The organism is Bradyrhizobium sp. USDA 4486, from assembly GCF_054057995.1.
Map to the genome: position 1 here is coordinate 587,474 of NZ_JBSRZV010000001.1, position 18,382 is coordinate 605,855.

Consider the following 18,382-nt stretch of genomic DNA (forward strand, 5'->3'; position numbering starts at 1 on the left):
CGCTGCACGCTGCCGCGAAGTCATCAATAGCTGCCTTCGACCAAGCTGGCTCGCGGGAGCGACCAGTTCCATGATAATGCGTCGGCGGGGGAGCTTCCCCGCGGACTATCGCGCGCACAAGTTCGACTGTATTGCGGTAATCTAAATAGGCTGCGACCATATCCGCCCGCATGATGGCTGGCCATGCGCCAACTGGCGGGTAACGAGCAGCAAGTGCAGTGCGAGATCCCATTAGGCTCTATCCGCACGGATAGTTCGCCACAGATTTAAGCTTTCAAGCTTCTTCGCCGTCCTCTCTCGCTGCCGCGCGCATAAGGATGCCAAATTGTTTGTCTCGGTATCCGCCATTCGGGGCTCCGTCTAGCTCTAGTTGACCAGCTGCTCGAATCCGAACGCTAAAACCAATTGAGAAACAAGCCGGAGCGATAGCTCGTGCGGCAATCGCGTGGCCTTGAGGGAAATTGGGCTGGAATGCGCGCGCGACAAGATCGGGACTAGCGCAGGAGAGTGCACACAGAGCTGCTTGAAAAAAGGTGATCGAAATCGATCGCAAATCAGTTCAAGAGCGGGGCATCCGCTCTGGGTGATCCTTCGGCAGGGTGGTGTTTGCCCGCCGCTCAAGAGTCAGATGTTTGATGCCAGAGGGGACGTCGATTTCCTGGTCGTACTCGGGCTAGGATTCGCGTTCCTTCTCCTGATACGGGTCGCGTCAGCCGCGACACGCTCGTTCATTATTCTTGTTCTGCAGAACACCTTGAGCTTTCAAATCGGCGCCCGCCTGTTTCATCATCTGGTGCGTTTGCCACTCTCATTCTTCGAAAAGCGGCACATCGGCGACATCCTTTCTCGCTTCAACTCGATCGAGCCGATCCGCAACGTGCTCGCGGAGGGACTGATCACGGGCTTGATCGACGGGCTCATGTCGGTGTTGATGCTGGCCTTGATGTTCACCTACAGCGTCCAGCTCGGACTTGTCGTCCTGCTCGCGTTCGCGCTGTATGCCGGCTTGCGGCTCGCACTTTTCGGAATGTTCCGACAAAGAAGCGAAGCGGCCATTCACAGTAAGGCAGACGAGAATTCCACCTTCATCGAAACCGTGCGTGCGGTACAAAGCCTAAAGTTGCTCAACCGAGAGAACGAACGGGAAAGCCAATGGCTGAACCGCTATGCTGCGTATATAAATGCCGTCGTGCGGCTTGGTCGCGCGAGGATCAGCTTCAAAGCGATGAACGACACGATCTTCGGCCTGGAAAACGTCATCACAATCTACCTCGCGGCTCGCCTCGCACTGGACAACCTCTTCACGGTTGGGATGATATTCGCGTTTGTCAGCTACAAGCTGCAGTTCGCTGAGCGGACAGCGCTGCTGATAGAGAAGCTGGTGGATGTCCGCATTCTCGGATTGCATTTGGAGCGTCTCGCAGACATTGCGCTCACTCCGCTGGAGCGTGGGCACGATCGAGACCTGTCGTATCTCCGACAGATTCGCGGCGCGATCGAACTGCGCAACGTGTGCTTCCGCTATGCAGAAGGAGAGTCTCTGATTCTTAGTAATGTCAATCTGTGCGTCGCTCCCGGACAATTCGTGACGATCATGGGACCGTCGGGCTGCGGCAAGTCAACTCTTGTCAAGATTATGCTTGGACTGCTCGAGCCAACGAGCGGAGAAGTTCTGATCGACGGCCTTCCGCTGGGCCAGATCGGACCGCGGGCTTATCGCGAGCAAATTGGCGCGGTGATGCAGGAGGATCAATTGCTATCGGGATCGATTGCCGACAATATCTGCTTTTTTGACACAACATTCGATCTGCAAGGGATGATCGAGTGCGCGCGGATTGCCGGCATTCACGACGACATCATGGCAATGCCGATGAGCTACAACAGCCTCATCGGTGACATGGGGAGCTCGTTGTCTAGCGGGCAGAAGCAGAGAGTACTGCTTGCGCGCGCGCTTTATCGCCGACCAAAGATCCTGTTTCTGGATGAGGGCACGGCACATCTCGACACCGAGAAGGAAAAAGAAATCAATGCGAATCTCCGGCAGCTGAACATGACGCGGGTGAGCGTAGCGCACCGGCCCGAAATTACCGAGGGAGCGGATATGATCATCCATCTTACCTCGGCGAGTGAGCCGTCCCAAGTCAGGATTGCAAGCCCCAGCCCAGCGGCGGCTCCCGCGTGCGATGCTGGTTCCACCAGGCTTGCCGTAGAGGGTGCAAGATCGGCCGAGGCCGCATCGGCCGGCGAGGGCCACGATGCCTGCTCCGATCACGGCCGCACGCGCGATAACGCGCATCATGCCGGGACGGACAACTACTCGAAGGACAGCCGGTTGGACCACTCCAAGCATGTTGGCGACGACTGCCAGCCAAGACGGCAGCCAGCTAAAGAAGCACGATTGCACCACCGAGCCATCCGACCACCGCGGCAACGGCGGCGCCATTCGTAACCCGGGTGAAGCACTAGCCAAGATCGACTTCTCGCGATGTTGATCTCGGCCCGCATTGTCCTGGATCACTCGGTTGACCTACGGGGCGCGCTCCATTTCTGCGCGCGAAACGCCATCTCATTAGCACAGTCGGGTTGCTCGGTCGGAGAAAAAACGGCCTCGCCGCAATTCAGCATGCGGTTGCGCAGGGCCAAAGCTGCGCGAGGGTGCATCCAGATCGTCGGCTTTCGACTAGACACAACATGACAGCTACTACAGCAATTGGCCTGCGCCGGATGCCGGGAAGCAAGCGCGAGCGGCGATGCCTGGGTTCTCTTTCTTAGGTTGAAGCGATGGACGTGCATGAAAAGATAATCGATGATCTAATCGGCGACGGGGCCGGCGCAATTGGATGGCGGCCGGCGACCAAGCCGCCGACCTGCTCCAACTAGATCATCCGCCTTGGTGACCCGCAAGCTGCGGACGTAATAGCCCTGTCTCTGAACGGCTGACTTGGTCTCGTCGCTGACTTTGAGAACTCGTTTTCTGCTCTTGCCATTATTCCGAGAGCAAACAGCCGGTATTGCAAAGCCATTGGTTAGAACGAGCAACTCGCGCTTGTCATTGCGATAGACATCAAACACTTTGCGTCCCCGCTGCTCGTATGAGGCAAATATGAAAGAGTTTTCGGTCTTCTCAACGGACTAGCAGTATCTGGAATGGCTGTGCGGGTTGTAATCTGCAAACGCCCGCGCCCTTTGCTTCGCCGCGTTCCGGGTTGGGAACGAAGCGATGCAGCTCGAACCATCGCCAAACTGGGCGCGCGTCTAGCGCAGTTACTCCAGCGCGCCCGTGCACGGGCATACGAGACATTGGTTCTCAGGCCCCACCCAGCCGCGCCAATGCGGCGTTGACGGATTGCGAATGTTGGTGACTGGCGGTCCAGCCTGTGCGCTGCGGCGGTGGCATGCCCCCAGCGTATGAGCGTAATCTCGGTCCCAATTTCGCTGTTTGCGGATAACGGGGCTGGCTAATTCAAGGAGGCAGCGGGCAGTGTATGGAACCAAGTGGTTACATTGCCCCGCTCGTCGCTGCGATGGGTTGCAAGCGTCGTGTTTATATCCATTCCGACAGCAGCGCGGTTCAGCGTGCATTGCGCTCGCTTTCGTTTCCTGTTTCATATCGGCCTCGAATGAACCTCATCTGGAGTTCCCTGCGCGCGCTCGTCGCAGCGTACGGTGTTACCAATACCTATTTTGCATTTGTGTACTCGGCCGCGGGCTTGCATCTAACTCTTGATTTGACGCGGACGGAAAATGTCGTCTTGCCAGGAGATTATTGTTGTCAGGTGAGAGTACTTGTCAGGGAAGTGGATCATCGTTTCGTCGCGAATCTAATCGCATGCTAAGGCTGTCCCCATTCCGCACCGTGCGAAATGAAGAAGGCGGATGCATCGCGGCGGACCACTCGAAGTGACGCGCGCCGGCGGAATCGGCAACTGCCTTTTGGCAACGCTGCCGCCAACTGACTTCGATTTGCTGGCGCCCGCGCTGGAGACGGTCGCGCTCGATCAGGATGCGGTGATTTCGCGGGAGGGTGACCGAGTCGGCCACGTCTTATTCCCTCATAGCGGCGCCATCTCGCTGATGGTCGGCTTTGCCGACGGTCAGACTGCTGCTACCGCCGTAGTCGGGCGGGAGGGAGCAATAGGTACTCTATCCGTGTTTGGACCGGCACCTTCGGCGCTCACTGCGATCGTCCGTGCGGGAGGCCTCGCCTCGCGAATCCCGGCACCGCGATTTCACGCCGCATTTTGCCAGAGCTCCGCGATCCGGCACGCGATCCAGATTCACGTTAGGGCAATGCTGGTACAGCTTCAACGCGGAGGAGCCTGCAATGCTCTGCATCCGGTGCAGGCTCGGATGGCTCGCTGGCTTCTCCACATTCGCGATCGCATGGACGGCGATGTCCTCCCGCTCACCCAGGAGGCGCTGTCGCAAATACTCGGTGTGCGGCGGACAACGGTGACGTTACTGATGCGCAATCTGCGCGCCTCTGGAGCGATCAGATCTGATCGACGAGGCCACATAGAGATCGACCGATTAAAGCTCGTGGCGGCAGCGTGCGAATGTCACGGCACCATGCGTCTTGAACTTGAGGAGGTCTTCTCCCTGAATACGACCCGATCGTGCCTGACTGTGCCGTCTGTCTGAGGGTTAGCGGGCATGGACGATCGCGTGCTTGTGTTTGACGGCGTTGGCAGGACTTTTCGTCGCCGGCGCAGCGCACGCCGGTCAGAGTGCTGGACGGGATCAGCTTCAAGGCCGATCGGGGTAAGTTCATTGCGGTGATCGGGCCCAGCGCCTGTGGCAAGAGCACGTTGCTTCAAATGGCTGCCGGCGTGCTGTTTCCGACGCGCGGCTCGGTCCACCGTCGCGGCCACAAGGTGACGTCTGCAAGGGTCGACCTTGCCTGATCAGATCGGTCCGATAAACTGCTCTCCTGAACAGTCCTTGGGGGCGATGCCATGCGAGAATATCCGTCGTTCGCACATTTCTCGGTCGTGCTGAAGAAGTGCGGGCGAAGCCGCTGGAAATGGGCCGTTAACGCAGCAGCGGGGCAAATTCTTATGTCAGGCTCGGAGCATACTCGAGCGGGAGCACGTTACAAAGCGGATCGCGCGCTCTTCTTGCTCCTTTGTTCTAGTGCACCCCATCGTTTCGAAGCGCGGGATGAAGGACATAACCTCTTTGATCGCGCCGCAACGATTATATCAGAGGCTCGCCGGCAGCGAGCCGAAAGTCGGGCAGCTATCGCAAAGCTGCGCCGGCCGAGGAACGCCCTCTTCGAAAACATTGAGAAGCTCCGTTTGGCTCATCAGACGCTTATTTTGGAGGCTGCGTCTGCACGACGCGTCATGTGGAGCTCTTCGGAGAAACTGACAAAAATTGCACGCTATCGGCCGCCTATGGCGATCGAAGATCCTCCCGCAGATTCTGAAATCTAGGAAAGCCTCGTGCCGCCAGTGGACCCGCACGCAAAATCACGCGGCAGTAATTGAGCGGGGCGCGTATGGCTTTGGTGTTTTTGGTGGAGGATGAAGTACTCATCCGTATGATGGTTGCCGACATGGTGATCGATCTTGGCCATACGGTCGCGGCCGAAGCTGGAGACTTGTCTTCGGCATTGGAGCACGCCAATAGCGCGGTTTTCGACGTGGCTGTGCTAGATGCAATGCTAGGCCGTGACAGCATTAAGCCTGTGGCGAAGGCTCTCGCAAATCGCAATAGCCCATTCGCATAATTGGCAAGTCACCGAATTCATCCTCGAGGAAGTTTGATGCTTGTATCGATTGCCGACCCTCGACGCGGTAGTCCTTCCACTTGAATGTGACGCCCTGCCGGTCGCGCAAAGCCGACTACGGCTGGACGATATTGGCGCGGCTCATGTCGTTCGCAAAAGACCGCGGCATCATCTCTAGCGACCTCTGCGAGCGAGGCGGTCGCCTCTATGCAGCCGAGCGCAAAGACAAGATATGGTCGGAGCAGGACATCGCTGCGGTCCTGTCGGTCGCGTCGGCCGAGATCCAACTCGCCTTGATGCTGGCGTTGTGGAGCGGTCAACGGCAGGGCGACCTCTTGCGCCTGCCTGCTCGGCGTACGAGAGTCCGTACATCCGGCTGCGTCAATCGAAAGGCGGCCGGCGCCTCGCGATGCCGACCGGCGCCCCGTTGAGAGCACTGCTCGACGCGACCGACCGTCGGGGTCCCATCCTGACGAACACGCTAGGCCGGCCGTGGACGTCCGACGGCTTTCGCACGTCGTAGTCAAAGGCCTGCGAGCGCGCCGGCATCAGCCGTCTCACGTTTTATGACCTGCGTGGCACGGCCGTGGTTCGGTTGGCGATTGCTGACGCAAGCGTACCGCAGATCGCTGCAGTCACCGGCCACTCGAAGGACGTCGAAGCCATTCTCGACGCGCATTACTTGGGTGGCGATGTTCAGCTCGCCGAAGCTGCGGTGCTGAAGCTCAAAGCGAGAACAAAACTGTAAAATGAGGCCACCTTACCGCGTTGCGCTTGCTGCTAAGTGCTTGACGGTGGGCGCACCAGGGCTCGAACCTGGGACCCGCTGATTGAGAGTCACGTGATTTCCTTTAGCTAAGAGCGCTTATTCCGACAAACCGTCACTCAACCCGCATGAACGGTACGGTTATGGAGCTTCGATTGTCGGAATGACGTGGTCGATTTGAAGGGCGCCGTAAGCGCGCCGTTTTCGAACCCGTGACTTATGGCGACAGCCGAGTGCATGCGAGGGAAACTCGGTTGCTCCAAATGTGGAATTTGTCATTTTCGCACCTGCCGCTTCGCGATGGTGCGCTCTCGTGAACGGCCTTGCTTTGCGCCTCGACCATGCGGCTTCGATCTCTCGTGCAAGGACGTTGCGGTGCTCCGCGCCGCAGGTACTGGGGAAAGGGGGTCGCCGGCGGCGATCGTTATCACTGCTCCGTTGCTGGATACCTATTGAACCGGTCTCGTCGCTGCACTCGGACCCGCGTGCCCGTCGGGCCGCTATGCGAAGTGCGGCTTGACGAAGATCAGGTCGGAACATTACCGCTTGGCTGAGACCGACGCCATGGCAGACCGAACGCCGAATTTGCGGGCTACATGGCTCGCGGCGGCGACGACGCCGCGCTCTGCGAAACCGCTTGTTCGCAACGATCAGCGCGCAAATAGCCGCACGCATATTGCCGCAAACGGCAACCGCCTGTCCGACAGCGGCGTCCAGCCCGTCGTCCTGTTCGGTCGGCTCAGAGGTGGAGGACACGGTCCTGTTCGAGGTTGACCGTCGATGACGTGTGTTCTTATTGTGTTCTTATGGAGTCAAGCCGCCGTTTCGAGCCGCCCTGGACCTTAGTCCGGGAAAATTCTGAGTGCTACGTGGTCAGGGACTCCAACGGTGTAGCCCCTGCGTGGCTCTATTGCGATGATGCGCAGCGCTAGAGCTTCGGCGTCGGCAAGTTTTCGTCGGAAGAGGCGCGCCGGATCGGCAAGACGACCGCGCGCATCCCCCAATTGATAATGCCGCGCCAAGGCTTTTATCGGCGTGGGGGCGGGGCCGCGCTGGCGCGTAGCTCTGGAGGATCGCTATGCCGCGAGCACTGGGATGAGATCTACGCTCTCTGCAGGCTCAACAGCCCGCCCTTTAATGCAACTGGGAAGTCAGGCGACGGCGTTTGGAAGGTCTATGAGTTTACCTGGCGAATGGATGCGATCCTGTTCTGGAACCGTTTCGAGGGCAGATGGCTTCGTGGCACGGAGTTTCACTATCGCGAGCGGCAAGAGACCTGCCGGTGCTGAAGCTGCTTGAGAACTGGCCGAAATTCAACTCCCGCAGTCTTCGCTAATTCTGTTACTCAACGCCATGAGCGAACGCCGAGTCCTTATATTGACGCTGCTGCTATCGAACGTGGCGCTTGCCGACACTTTTGTCGGTCAGGCCAGCATCATCGATGGCGACACATTGGAAATCCGTGGAGCGCGGATCCGCCTTTGGGGTGTCGATGCTCCAGAAGGCACTCAGCTGTGTCGCGGTGAGGACAGTCTACAGTACCGCTGCGGCTCGAAGGCCGCGAACGACCTCGACGCTTACATTGCCGGTCGCCCCGTCAACTGTGTCCCGCTCAGCCTCGACCGCTATGGGCGCACGGTCGCGACCTGTTCGGTCGCGGGCAAGGATCTGGCGGAATGGCTTGTGCGCAATGGTCTCGCGCTGGATTGGCCTCAATACTCGAAGGGCAGATATCACGAAGCCCAGCGCGAAGCTGAGCGCGCGGGCCAAGGGCTCTGGAAGGGCAGCTTCGTCGAACCGTGGCTCTATCGAGCATGCATCCGCGCCAGCGGAAACCCGTCCGCATGTTCGGACGATGCAAATGCCCATCCCTGAAGCGCCCCACTGCGGGGTGTCAATCCACAACGCGCGATCGCCGAGTACCGCACTCGGCCAGGTGGGTCTGGCGCGGTTTGGGCGACTCACGGTACCCATCATCCCCAACCGCCACACTGCTCAATGGGAATGAAATGGTTGCAGCCAATCGTGAACTGCCGGCCTCTGGCTACGCACTTGAAGTGGACGGCCGATTCAAAGCCGAATTTGCAACCAGAGACGGCGCCAGGGCAGGTGGAGAAGAACTAAAGAAGCGTTTTCCCATGCTTCAAATCAGGATTTATGACGCGCAGACGCATGCGCGCGAGGAAATCTAGATCGTCGGACTTGCGGATTTTCTGTTTCGCGCGTGCCGCTTCCGCCGCACCGGGCTCTCGTGAACCGAGCCGCTTTGCGTCTCGGTAGGGTAGGCGCGGGATACCTCGTCGAGGATATCCCTACGCCTCCCCCCAAACCGTGCGGGCACTTTTCAATGCACACGGCTTTCCATACGCGCATGCGCTCGACCGGAGACTGTTGCGCGGCATGACGGACACAGGACGATGGTCTTGCGCCGCCAACCGGACTGTTTCCAAACCGTCAGCGATCCGCCTCGCAGGTCTCCAACGCGGCGGAGGTGATGCATCTCAAATGGTCCGGTCCTATCACCGCACGCTTCGCACCTGCGAGCGTTGAGGCGATCGATCAGATCATTTGGGCTTTTGACCCACCACGCCCCTGCCGTGACGTAGTCCACCACAGGACTCGTCCAGTAGGTCTGGGTCAGATGCTTCAGTCTCCACAGCTTGATACTGCGAAGTTTACCACGGACCACGGAGCTGACTTCGTAGTCCGTACCCTTCCACAGACGTGCCATGGTTCTCGCTCTCGTCGTCCGATGTCGCATCGCGAGCGTCTTCACAAGGCTGCGGAACACAACAAGCTCCAACAGTCCCAAGGCGCTTTTGAAGTCATCGGCAAACGAATGGTAGTTCGCAAAACCACGGAACTCTGAGTTATAGGCGAGGACGGTTGCGACATCGCTTGTGACCAAGAACTGCTCGCGAGGACGGCCGGTCTTTCTGGTGAGATCGCCATAGCCGTGTCGCTTGCAGAACGCGGTAACCTCCCTGCGCGGCACTCGCAAACTGACATTACCGGTGGTCGGCCGGCGTACCACGCGCCATGCCCGCCCATCCGGCCCCGTGCGGTTGGATTTGCGTCCAGCCCCATAGGATGTGTATGTCGAGATGCGATAGCTGAGGAAGGTCACTCCCTTTGAAGCGGCATGAACTCCACTTTTCTCGGGCGATACGGCGAGCTTCAAGGCCTGCGTCAGGAACTGTTCGACGCGAGCCATGATCTCACACGCTTCCCGCTTGCTCCCGATTACGCCGATGAGGAAGTCGTCGGCGTAGCGGCAGTAACGGAGCCTTTTGAAGTTGGGGTCCATAGGATCGACGGACGGCACTTTCCGTCTCTCCTTGTTGACGGCTTTGATCTCTGCAAATGCAGCGTCGATCTCGGCCTGTTCCGCGCCGTCGGCACGGAGCCGTTCAATTTTCCGGCGGAGACTGAGGACGCGCCGTTCCAGCGCCGCGTAGCGCGGGAATGGACGTCGGTCGCGGCCTTTGTCGAAGTCCGCCTTCATCGTCTGCATGTGCTGGTCCAGCTCGTGCAGATAGATGTTAGCGAGCAGGGGCGAGACAACGCCGCCCTGTGGCGTGCCACTGTAAGTGCGTCCGTAGACCCAATCTTCCATGTAACCTGCTTTGAGCATTCCTTCGATCAGAGCGATGAACCTATCGTCATCGATCCGATTCTTTAGAAGCCCAAGAAGAATGTCATGGTCGATGTTGTCGAAGAACCCACGCACATCCACTTCGACCAGCCACTTGCAGCCCGTCCAGGTCTTCTTGATGGACTTGAGTGCGGTATGACAGGATCGTCTCGGGCGGAACCCATGCGACTCATCGAGGAACACAGGTTCGTAGATCGCCTCGAGCAGAATCCTGACCGCCTCCTGAACGAGCCGGTCTTCCACCGTTGGGATACCCAGCGGTCGTGTTTTGCCGTTGTCCTTTGGGATATAGACCCGCCGGACTGGTCGGAAGCGATAAGTGCCATCCGCTACGCGCCTGGCGATGTCAGCGAGCTTCGCCAGCGACATGCCGTCGAAGGTCTTGCCATCTACACCGGGCGTCAGGGCTCCCTTGTTGCGGGAGACCTTTTCGTAGGCCCACTCGAAGAGATGCGGAGATCTCATCAGGCGGTGAAGGCCATTTACGCGCTTACCCGACCGCGACAAAGTCGGCAGTGATTCAATTCTTCTCTGGATGGTAGCGGCCTGCATCAGCAGAACCTCTCCGTCGAAGAATCTCTTCTACGCATACTGCAAATGCCGTTTTTAGCGGCATCGTCCTTCCCCCGATCGGAGGCGCTTTCGGTCCGGTCACCCGGCCTTATACGCATGATCGTCCACCTTGCGGTGGCTGTCCCAGCCATTACGCCGGGCATTTGAGTACTATGACGGCTCCGTCGCCATACAGGTTCTTGAAAGAGCCTGCTGCAGGCGATCCCGTAGTTGCGTGTGTAGGAAGTTGCGGTGTGTTTAGGTGTCCCCTTCGTCTCCTTGACCCACGGATAGTGGTCGTCCCACGCGGACTGGTGGCGGATCGCACTGGCCGGTGCGATCTGCCCCGCGTGGCATAGCGTGTCAGCCGCGTTCGCTACGGCCAGCCCTTTGGCAACTGGAAACTGGGATTCAGGCAATACAGCTTTCACCATGCACACCTTACTCTGTGCTCTCCATCAGGCTGCGGCGCTCGATTTCGAGACGTTTCCCGGCATGCTTTGGTCCCGTTCTCCTTTCGGAGTTTCAGTCGTTTCCGACACCGGTAAGCCGGGCAAGTAAGAGCCATAACCAGCAGGCTCCATTCTTTCGAACACTCCCTTCTTCTCCACGCCTCAACGGCGCACGCCATACGGCTTCGATCCCTCGCGCAAGGAGATGCGGAGCTCCTCGCCGGGGGCACTCGGGAAAGGGGCTCGCCTGCAGCGATCGCTATCACTGCCCCGTTCCCGGGTGCCCTCTTAACCGATCTCGTCGCTGCACTCGGTCCCGCGTGCCGCCTTCGGCGTCGCTATGCTCACGCTCCTGCGGGTGCCATTTCGCGTTGAGGCGATGCGCCTTTGGCGCACGCCTGGTCGGGCCTGCGGTCCTAAGGCACCTTAAGGCCAAGTCGCGGCGAATCGAAGACGGAGCGCGTCGCAGATTCTGCATTCTGTCAATTGTGTGCGTGCAGCGCTCTCGCAAATCACGCGGCGTCGACTAGCCCTGAAGAGGCTGAGAGTAAGAGGTTCGGCAGGATGTTGCCGCAACGGGTTGCAGGCTGCGAGAGAGGCTCGTGGCGCCCGTCGCGGACACCCGCGATGTCCAGACACTATCCTCGGGCGCGCACCGGTGGGGACCGGACAAGCCTTTACCACGAAATCACCAACAAGATCATCGCTGAACTTGAGGACGGCCGAGTGCCGTGGGTGCAGCCCTGGGGCACCGCGGCGGTGAAGACGTCGTTGAGTGACACAGGGCGGGATCGCTTCCGGCCGTCCCGCAGTTGCTGGGGGACCGGCGTAACGCCGGGCCCCCTTTTTATGGGCGAGTGCTGAGAGGGAGAGGGGGGCGGGAAGGGTTTGAATCGCCGTGGTCTTAAGGAGAGCGCCGCGCGGTTCGACCTGCTCCTGCTCTCCCGAGAAATCCTGTCATGACCGAATCTCTCGCGTGCGGCGCCGCCGCCGCGCCGCTTTCGATGCGTGCCGCTGCAAGTCTCACCTCTGCCGCCGTCAGGGCCGCCCGACAGCTTTTGGTCGATATCGAACACGGCTGCCGCATCGATGCCGCCGTCCTGCGTGGCGCCATGGAAGCTGCATTTGGTGCCTCCGACGCGGCAGGCGGCTGGAATTGGAAGACCGCCTATGACGTCTGCGAGGCGGCAACCGTTCTCTTTCTTCGCAAGTTCGGCCCAGCCAAGCGCGCCAAGGCAAGCTCGACGGCCGCCATGCTGCCGTTGCTCGCGAGAATCGGAAGCTGTCTGCCGACGCATACGCGGCGTTCCGAGGACATCCAGGCGTTTCAGCAATTCTCGACGCCGATCTCGCTTGGACTGGCCGCATGCACCGCAGCCGATACTACGACTGCCGACGGCATTCTGGAGCCCTCCGTGGGGACCGGCTTGCTCGCCATCTTAGCCGAGCTCGCGGGCGGCTCTCTGATGTTGAACGAGTTGGCCGAAAGCCGCGCGGCGTTGCTGGATGATTTGTTTGTCAACGTCGAGGTTACGCGGTTCGACGCCGCGCAGATCAACGATCACCTCGAGGCCAGCGATGTGCGGAGCGTCGTCCTGATGAACCCGCCGTTCTCCGCGGTGGCGAATGGGCAGCGCGACTGGTCCGCGCTGGGAATGGAGCGGTTGCTGGTCACACCCCTGTCCCGGTTTCGCAAGGGCACTCCGATCCGGCTTTCGGAAGGCATCCTATTTACCACCTACGCCACGCTACGGACCGACGAGCGCGGCGAAACGCTTTCGCGTGTCAGACAGATCGTTGAATGGTTGGGCTCGGACTTCGGCGGAGTGATCGTCTTCGACGAGAGCCACGCCATGCAGAATGCGGTCGGAGGCGGGGGCGAGCGCGGCGACCAAGCGGCCTCTCAGCAGGGGCGCGCGGGCTTGAGGCTTCAGCACGGCTTGCCGAATGCAGGCGTGGTTTATGTGTCGGCGACGGGGCTCAACACGGTTTATAACCTCGCTTATACCCAACGCCTCGGCCTTTGGGGCGGCGCCGACTTCCCGTTCGCCACACGCGTCGAGTTCGCCGAAGCGATCGAGCAGGGCGGCGTCGCGGCCATGGAGGTGCTGGCGCGCGACCTCACGATGCGCGACCGTCTCCGGCCTTACGGCCTCTTCGGGGAGATCACTGCGCATGTTCGTGGCCACGGGTGCCGGCGGCGTCGAGACCTTTTCGAAGGTGCTCGACACTTATCCGTCGCCCGCATCAGTGAGCGGGAGGCGGCGTGATGTCCCGCGAGCCTTCCGAACTGGCACGCCGCCTCGCGCGCGAGGCCGAGGCGGTGTGCCGACACTATCTCTCCAATGGCAAGCGGGCGGGTCGGTATTGGGTGGTCGGCGACGTCCACAACACGCCGGGCCGCTCGTTGTTCGTGCGTCTCCAGGAAACGCCGAAGGGCGCCGCCGGCAAGTGGACCGATGCTGCAACCGGCGAACATGGCGATCTCCTCGACGTCATCCGCGAGAGTCTGACGTTGCGAGACTTTCGCGAGGTCGCCGAGGAGGCGAGGCGGTTTCTGAAACTGCCTCGTCTGGAGCCGCAGCTGGCTCCGAAACCCCTTCATCCAGGTGTAGTGGCCGGATCGCAGCAAGCTGCCCGTCGGCTCTTTGCAATATCCAGCCGAATCGAAGGGACGCTAGCCGAGACGTACTTGCAGCGCCGGGGGATAACCCGCATCAACCATGGTGGCAGCTTGCGCTTCCATCCTCGTTGCTACTATCGACCGGACGAGCATTCGCCGACAGAAACCTGGCCGGCGATGATAGCCTCCGTCACGGGCCGCGATGGACAGATCACTGGCGTACACCGCACCTGGCTTGATCCAGACGGCTTTGATCGCGTGCGGCTCGGCAAGGCTCCGATCGAGACGCCGCGACGCGCCATGGGAAACTTGCTCGGCAACGCCGTTCGTTTCGGTGTGGTCGATGACGTGCTCGGCGCCGGCGAGGGGATCGAGACCATGCTGTCACTTCGTTACGCGTTGCCGACCTTGCCGATGGCGGCTGCGCTTTCGGCTAATCACCTCGCAGCCATGTTGCTGCCGTCTGGCCTGCGTCGGCTCTACATCGCCCGCGATAACGATGCTGCCGGAGATGCCGTACAGGCTATCCTTACCAAGTGCGCTGAAGCCATCGGCATTGAAGCGATCCCGCTGTCGCCTCGACTGGGCGACTTCAACGAAGATCTGCATATCTTCGGGATTGATGCTCTCCGCGCACGCCTGCGGCTTCAACTCGTACCAGAGGACGTCGCGCGCTTCCTGCATTCTCCGGCGCTCGCCGGGGAATAGCCCTGGCGCTTCGACCGGCTTCGAGATCGGTCGGGCCGAGGTCAATGCCGGGAGAGACGCGACCACGGCCTTCTAGAGGGCGATCGGACGGCAAGCGGCTCGGGCCGGCAATGGCTGCGTTCGGCTATTTTCCGCCGCGCGCCGGAGACGCGAAGGCACATAAGCCATCTGGGAGCGCGCTTTGCATCGCGAAGCAAAATAGCCGGTCTTCGCCATCCTTCGCTGCGCTTCGGCCCTCCGCTCTGCTCCGGGTTCTGGCCCGTTCCGCCTGCCGTCTGAGTGATCGCCACGAAGGCCGCGATGGTCGCGGTCAATTCGGCAAAGGACCTCCCCGATGACCGACCACGACGATATTGAACCGCCGTACGCGATATCTCCGACCGACCACGCTATCACCGAATTGCAGCTCTTGGGGTACCGCCCGTTCGACGAGCAGCCCGATCCACGGCCGCTTCCCGACGGCAAAATCGTTGCTGGCGCGGTTATTGACATCTTTGATGCCCTGGTCGCGGCGTTGAGCGACACTCGGCTCGAGCCGGACCTCGACGATCTGCTCTGGTCGACTGTCAACCTGTTCCATCGTGCCGTCGACCGCATCGAACGCCAACTCGACGGCAACGAACTGGCGCAGCAGAAGAGCCAGCGCGAGCAGGACGGCTCCGAAGTTCGATCAGTCGAACTTGAGCGCGTGACGGCGGAAGGCATCACACTGATCGAGCGCCGCAATTGCCTGGAGCTCTTCCGCGACCAAGCCATCGAGCGCTTTGAGACTCAAACCGGCACATTCTGGCGCCCCCGATCAGGATCGCTGGTGAGCTACCGCACGCTGACCGCAGCTATGATTGACTCTCGCGACTTCATCTCGGCCAAGCGTCGCGCCGAGACCGAGGTCCTGTTGCCGTCAGGGCCAAAGATCGCACTCACCGGCGGGCTCGACTTCAACGACCACCACCTGATCTGGGATCGTCTCGATAAGGTTCACGCCAAGCATCCCGACATGGTCCTGCTCCATGGCGGGTCGCCGAAAGGGGCCGAACTGATCGCCTCCAAATGGGCGACGACCCGCAAGGTGCCCCAGATCGCTTTCAAGCCCGACTGGACGAAGCATGCCAAGGCAGCGCCCTTCAAGCGCAACGATGCCATGCTCGAACTCCTGCCGATCGGCGTCATGCACTTCCCGGGCACGGGAATCCAGGACAATCTCGCCGACAAGGCAAGGCGGCTCGGCATTCCCGTCTGGAGGTTCGGCGGCGCGTGAGCGCCGTCTCCTCGACTCCAAGCCATCGGGGCGAAATTGCTCACGCCGCAACTCCGCCTCCTTTCTCAGATCCAGAGTTGCGCCGTGGTGGTGGTGGAAGGCGCGACTGGTCGATATGTGCACATGGAGCCACCACCATGCTCACCCTTGGGCTTGTTCTCAAGACACTCGGCATCGGCCTATTCTGCTGGGCGATTTTCGCGCTCGCAGTGTATGCCCTGTCGCACTGAGTAGCGGGATCGCGGCGTTTCAGAGCGGCGCCGGCCTCGTTGGCGCGCTGCTTATCGCGACGGCCGGCGTTCGCTGACGCTCGTCCTCGGCCAGGTCGCCGTCGATATTACCCGGTCATTGCTCTTGCGCATCGCGATCGCGACGGCATTCGCTGTTCCCGCCGCCGCCGCCGCTGGCTATCATGTGGTGTCGCCCTGTCCCAGATCGGGGGGCCTTCGCTGGCTTGGCCTGAGGTCTTCGCTTGCCTAGGCGCGGTTTGCATTGGCGTCACGTCATGGACGCGCTTGATGGTTTTGGCGGAGCCCCGCCCGTTGGAGCCGGGCGGGGTGGTGGAGAAGCCGTCCTAACCGCTTCTTACGGCCGCATTGGCCGAGCGATGACCGTTTCTCGCCTTCATCGAACAGGTTCGCGTAGATCGGCGCGGCGAACGGGAGATGATCGAAACCTGAGCGCGGGAGAGTCCTCCTCGGAACTCCTCGACCAAGCTGCCGGCAAGGTCTGGTCCACGCAACCGCGCCAGAGCGATCCTATCTCGATCGGTTCTTGAGAGACGATGCCGCCCTTTGCAGCAGATTGTTTCTCTTCCCGCGCTGAATCGTTCCGACCTCTTGTTCATCAAAACCGAGATAGCCATGCTTCTCCGTAAGATTGTGGTTCAGCACGCGGACACACGTGGCCTCGTTGATGGCGTGATCTGGCCGAAGACCGGCTTCGCCTCGATCGTCCGAGCCGCAACGCCGTTGATGCGACTTTCTTCCCCTGGGCTTCGCCCATTCCTCGCGAGACAAGAAAGTCGCTACAACAGCGTCCTCCGCTGCGCTCCGGCCCGAGCGGGTGCGTCGCCGATCGTCCTCGGCGTTCAGATCGCCATCGAGGCCGCGGTGGTCGCGGGCTCGAAACACAACGGGAGAAGTGACATGGCTAACATCGGTTCTTTCAAGAAGGTCGGTAACGAATTCCAGGGCGAGATCGTGACCCTGAGCCTGAAGGCCAAGGGCGTCCGCATCGTCGCCGAGACCAACCGATCCAACGACAACGCTCCCAGCCACCGCATCTATGTGGGTCGGGCGGAGATCGGCGCGGCCTGGTCGAAGCGCTCCGAAGAGGGCCGGGACTACCTCTCGCTCAAGCTCGATGACCCCTCGTTCAACGCGCCGATCTACGCGAACCTGTTCGACGATGAGGACGGTGAAGGCTACACCCTCCTGTGGTCGCGGCCGCGCAAGAACGGCGAGTGAGACTCATCTCCGCCAAACCCCGCCCGAACTGCTCGGGCGGGGTACTTTTTTGAGCCCTCAAGCAAGACAACGCCAACGCGGCCAGACGGTCCGGGCTTTTTCCTAAGCCTATGATTTTCGCTTCGGAGCTTTCGGGCGCTGCTTGCCGAATTCTTCGTCAGGCAAAACAAGGTCGACGTGGCTGACGCCTAAAGTGCCTGCGAGTTCAAACAGCGTCACCACAGTGGGATTGCGCCGACCACGTTCCAAATCGCTGATATATTGTTGGGTGAAACCGGATACTTCGGCAAATTTCTCCTGCGTGAAGCGCTTCTGCTTCCGCAGTCTAGCGAAATTACGGCCCACCAACTTGCGCATATCCATCTGCGCAAGTTGCGTCTTTACATACTATGAGGTTTATCTCCTATAGTATGTATTCCCAAGCTGGCGACTGATATGGGAATAGGGCTAAAGTGCGGCTTTCAGCGAACGTCTGCTGAGCGCACGATGGCTCGCGCTTACAACCGTTCTAACAGGATTTCGATGCAGACACCGCCGCTCGATCCCGATGTCGCAGATCTGGCGCCTACCGATACGGCGCTCACGGCTTATGACGAGAAGCATCTGGTGACTTATTGGCGGCTTCTTGATGCCGAGGCCGACGGCGCGGATTGGAAAGAAGTGGCTCGGATCCTCTTGCATATCGATGCAGATCGAGAACCAGCGCGCGCCCGGAAGGCGTTTGATAGTCATCTGGCGCGCGCAAAATGGATGGCAGAACACGGCTATCGCGATTTGCTTCGTGGCGGTGCGACAAAATAGCAAGAATCTGTCGATGGGAATTCGCAATTGAGAATGGACTTCTCCTCTGCCAGCGTGATCGCCTCGACGCATCACGCAATGCACAATTGGTGACTTCCCTAACAACCCAAGGCTTCATAGACATTGCGTCGCTATCGCCTTACGTCAGGGGATCATAAGCAATGTCCGAGTTCGACTGGCGCTCGCCGGCAGCGTATCAGCACGCCATCAAGTCAGGGGAGATGGCGGATTTCGCTTGGGAGTCGCTTCGGCGGAGTCCGAGCTATCGAGCCGCCTACCGGGATGCGCGGTCGAAGGCCGGGCAGGTGACCTCCGAATTCCGAAGGAGATGGGGCGTCTGCTTTCGCTCATGATCCGAAGGCGTCCT

Annotated in this window: 15 protein-coding genes and 3 pseudogenes; 14 read left to right on the forward strand and 4 right to left on the reverse strand. The window is 60.3% G+C overall.

From position 1 onward, the window contains the following. Positions 1 to 628: 628 nt before the first annotated feature. Positions 629 to 2,449 carry a peptidase domain-containing ABC transporter gene (locus tag ACVWY3_RS02865; RefSeq protein ID WP_456837099.1) on the forward strand — a complete coding sequence of 607 codons (1,821 nt, stop codon included), beginning with the start codon at positions 629 to 631 and terminating at the stop codon, positions 2,447 to 2,449. A gap of 362 nt (positions 2,450 to 2,811) precedes the next feature. Here the strand turns inward: ACVWY3_RS02865 and ACVWY3_RS02870 are convergent, their stop codons facing one another. After that, positions 2,812 to 3,072 (reverse strand): hypothetical protein, encoded by a 261-nt coding sequence (locus ACVWY3_RS02870; protein WP_456837100.1) that lies wholly within the window; start codon positions 3,070 to 3,072, stop codon positions 2,812 to 2,814. Between the two features lie 219 nt (positions 3,073 to 3,291). Continuing rightward, positions 3,292 to 3,416 (reverse strand): annotated as a pseudogene (locus ACVWY3_RS02875) (SOS response-associated peptidase); the annotation flags it as partial. A 460-nt stretch (positions 3,417 to 3,876) separates the two neighbouring features. On the opposite strand from ACVWY3_RS02875, the gene ACVWY3_RS02880 reads away from it, so the two are divergent. The 6 genes from ACVWY3_RS02880 to ACVWY3_RS02905 all read left to right on the forward strand — a co-directional run bounded on the left by ACVWY3_RS02880 (position 3,877) and on the right by ACVWY3_RS02905 (position 8,689). After that, positions 3,877 to 4,641: a Crp/Fnr family transcriptional regulator gene (locus tag ACVWY3_RS02880; RefSeq protein WP_456837101.1), complete on the forward strand. Its 765-nt coding sequence runs from the start codon at positions 3,877 to 3,879 to the stop codon at positions 4,639 to 4,641. An 86-nt stretch (positions 4,642 to 4,727) separates the two neighbouring features. Continuing rightward, entirely contained in the window at positions 4,728 to 4,904 is a 177-nt protein-coding gene (locus ACVWY3_RS02885) for an ATP-binding cassette domain-containing protein (RefSeq protein WP_456837102.1), read from the forward strand. Between the two features lie 596 nt (positions 4,905 to 5,500). Next, a complete protein-coding gene (locus ACVWY3_RS02890; RefSeq protein ID WP_456837103.1) occupies positions 5,501 to 5,731 on the forward strand; it encodes a hypothetical protein in 231 nt (76 codons plus the stop codon). A 595-nt stretch (positions 5,732 to 6,326) separates the two neighbouring features. Beyond that, the gene (locus tag ACVWY3_RS02895) at positions 6,327 to 6,479 is read left to right on the forward strand and encodes a hypothetical protein (RefSeq protein WP_456837104.1); all 153 of its coding nucleotides are present in this window, start codon (positions 6,327 to 6,329) and stop codon (positions 6,477 to 6,479) included. Positions 6,480 to 7,850: 1,371 nt separating this feature from the next. After that, positions 7,851 to 8,372, forward strand: coding sequence for a thermonuclease family protein (locus ACVWY3_RS02900; protein ID WP_456837105.1), 522 nt, complete (start codon positions 7,851 to 7,853; stop codon positions 8,370 to 8,372). Positions 8,373 to 8,506: 134 nt separating this feature from the next. After that, on the forward strand, positions 8,507 to 8,689 hold the full coding sequence (locus tag ACVWY3_RS02905; protein WP_456837106.1) for a hypothetical protein: 183 nt from the start codon (positions 8,507 to 8,509) through the stop codon (positions 8,687 to 8,689). 152 nt (positions 8,690 to 8,841) lie between these two features. Here the strand turns inward: ACVWY3_RS02905 and ACVWY3_RS02910 are convergent, their stop codons facing one another. After that, positions 8,842 to 10,704 carry a reverse transcriptase domain-containing protein gene (locus ACVWY3_RS02910; protein ID WP_456837107.1) on the reverse strand — a complete coding sequence of 621 codons (1,863 nt, stop codon included), beginning with the start codon at positions 10,702 to 10,704 and terminating at the stop codon, positions 8,842 to 8,844. Between the two features lie 1,079 nt (positions 10,705 to 11,783). On the opposite strand from ACVWY3_RS02910, the pseudogene ACVWY3_RS02915 reads away from it, so the two are divergent. From ACVWY3_RS02915 to ACVWY3_RS02935, 5 genes and pseudogenes are all read left to right on the forward strand, one after another. Further along, positions 11,784 to 11,933: pseudogene (locus tag ACVWY3_RS02915) on the forward strand (ArdC-like ssDNA-binding domain-containing protein); the annotation flags it as partial. Positions 11,934 to 12,115: 182 nt separating this feature from the next. Beyond that, a pseudogene (locus ACVWY3_RS02920) lies at positions 12,116 to 13,279 on the forward strand (strawberry notch-like NTP hydrolase domain-containing protein); the annotation flags it as partial. A gap of 146 nt (positions 13,280 to 13,425) precedes the next feature. Beyond that, positions 13,426 to 14,487 carry a DUF7146 domain-containing protein gene (locus ACVWY3_RS02925; RefSeq protein ID WP_456837108.1) on the forward strand — a complete coding sequence of 354 codons (1,062 nt, stop codon included), beginning with the start codon at positions 13,426 to 13,428 and terminating at the stop codon, positions 14,485 to 14,487. A gap of 334 nt (positions 14,488 to 14,821) precedes the next feature. Further along, the gene (locus ACVWY3_RS02930) at positions 14,822 to 15,745 is read left to right on the forward strand and encodes a DUF2493 domain-containing protein (RefSeq protein ID WP_456837109.1); all 924 of its coding nucleotides are present in this window, start codon (positions 14,822 to 14,824) and stop codon (positions 15,743 to 15,745) included. A gap of 1,148 nt (positions 15,746 to 16,893) precedes the next feature. Continuing rightward, complete coding sequence (locus tag ACVWY3_RS02935; protein ID WP_456843273.1) at positions 16,894 to 17,214, forward strand: DUF736 domain-containing protein; 321 nt, start codon at positions 16,894 to 16,896, stop codon at positions 17,212 to 17,214. A gap of 108 nt (positions 17,215 to 17,322) precedes the next feature. Here the strand turns inward: ACVWY3_RS02935 and ACVWY3_RS02940 are convergent, their stop codons facing one another. After that, positions 17,323 to 17,577, reverse strand: a complete 255-nt coding sequence (locus ACVWY3_RS02940; RefSeq protein WP_456837110.1) for a helix-turn-helix domain-containing protein — start codon at positions 17,575 to 17,577, stop codon at positions 17,323 to 17,325. A gap of 159 nt (positions 17,578 to 17,736) precedes the next feature. Here ACVWY3_RS02940 and ACVWY3_RS02945 point away from each other — a divergent pair, with 159 nt between their 5' ends. Continuing rightward, positions 17,737 to 18,015: a DNA -binding domain-containing protein gene (locus ACVWY3_RS02945; protein WP_456843274.1), complete on the forward strand. Its 279-nt coding sequence runs from the start codon at positions 17,737 to 17,739 to the stop codon at positions 18,013 to 18,015. 221 nt (positions 18,016 to 18,236) lie between these two features. After that, positions 18,237 to 18,368: a transcriptional regulator domain-containing protein gene (locus tag ACVWY3_RS02950; RefSeq protein ID WP_456843275.1), complete on the forward strand. Its 132-nt coding sequence runs from the start codon at positions 18,237 to 18,239 to the stop codon at positions 18,366 to 18,368. Positions 18,369 to 18,382: the final 14 nt, after the last annotated feature.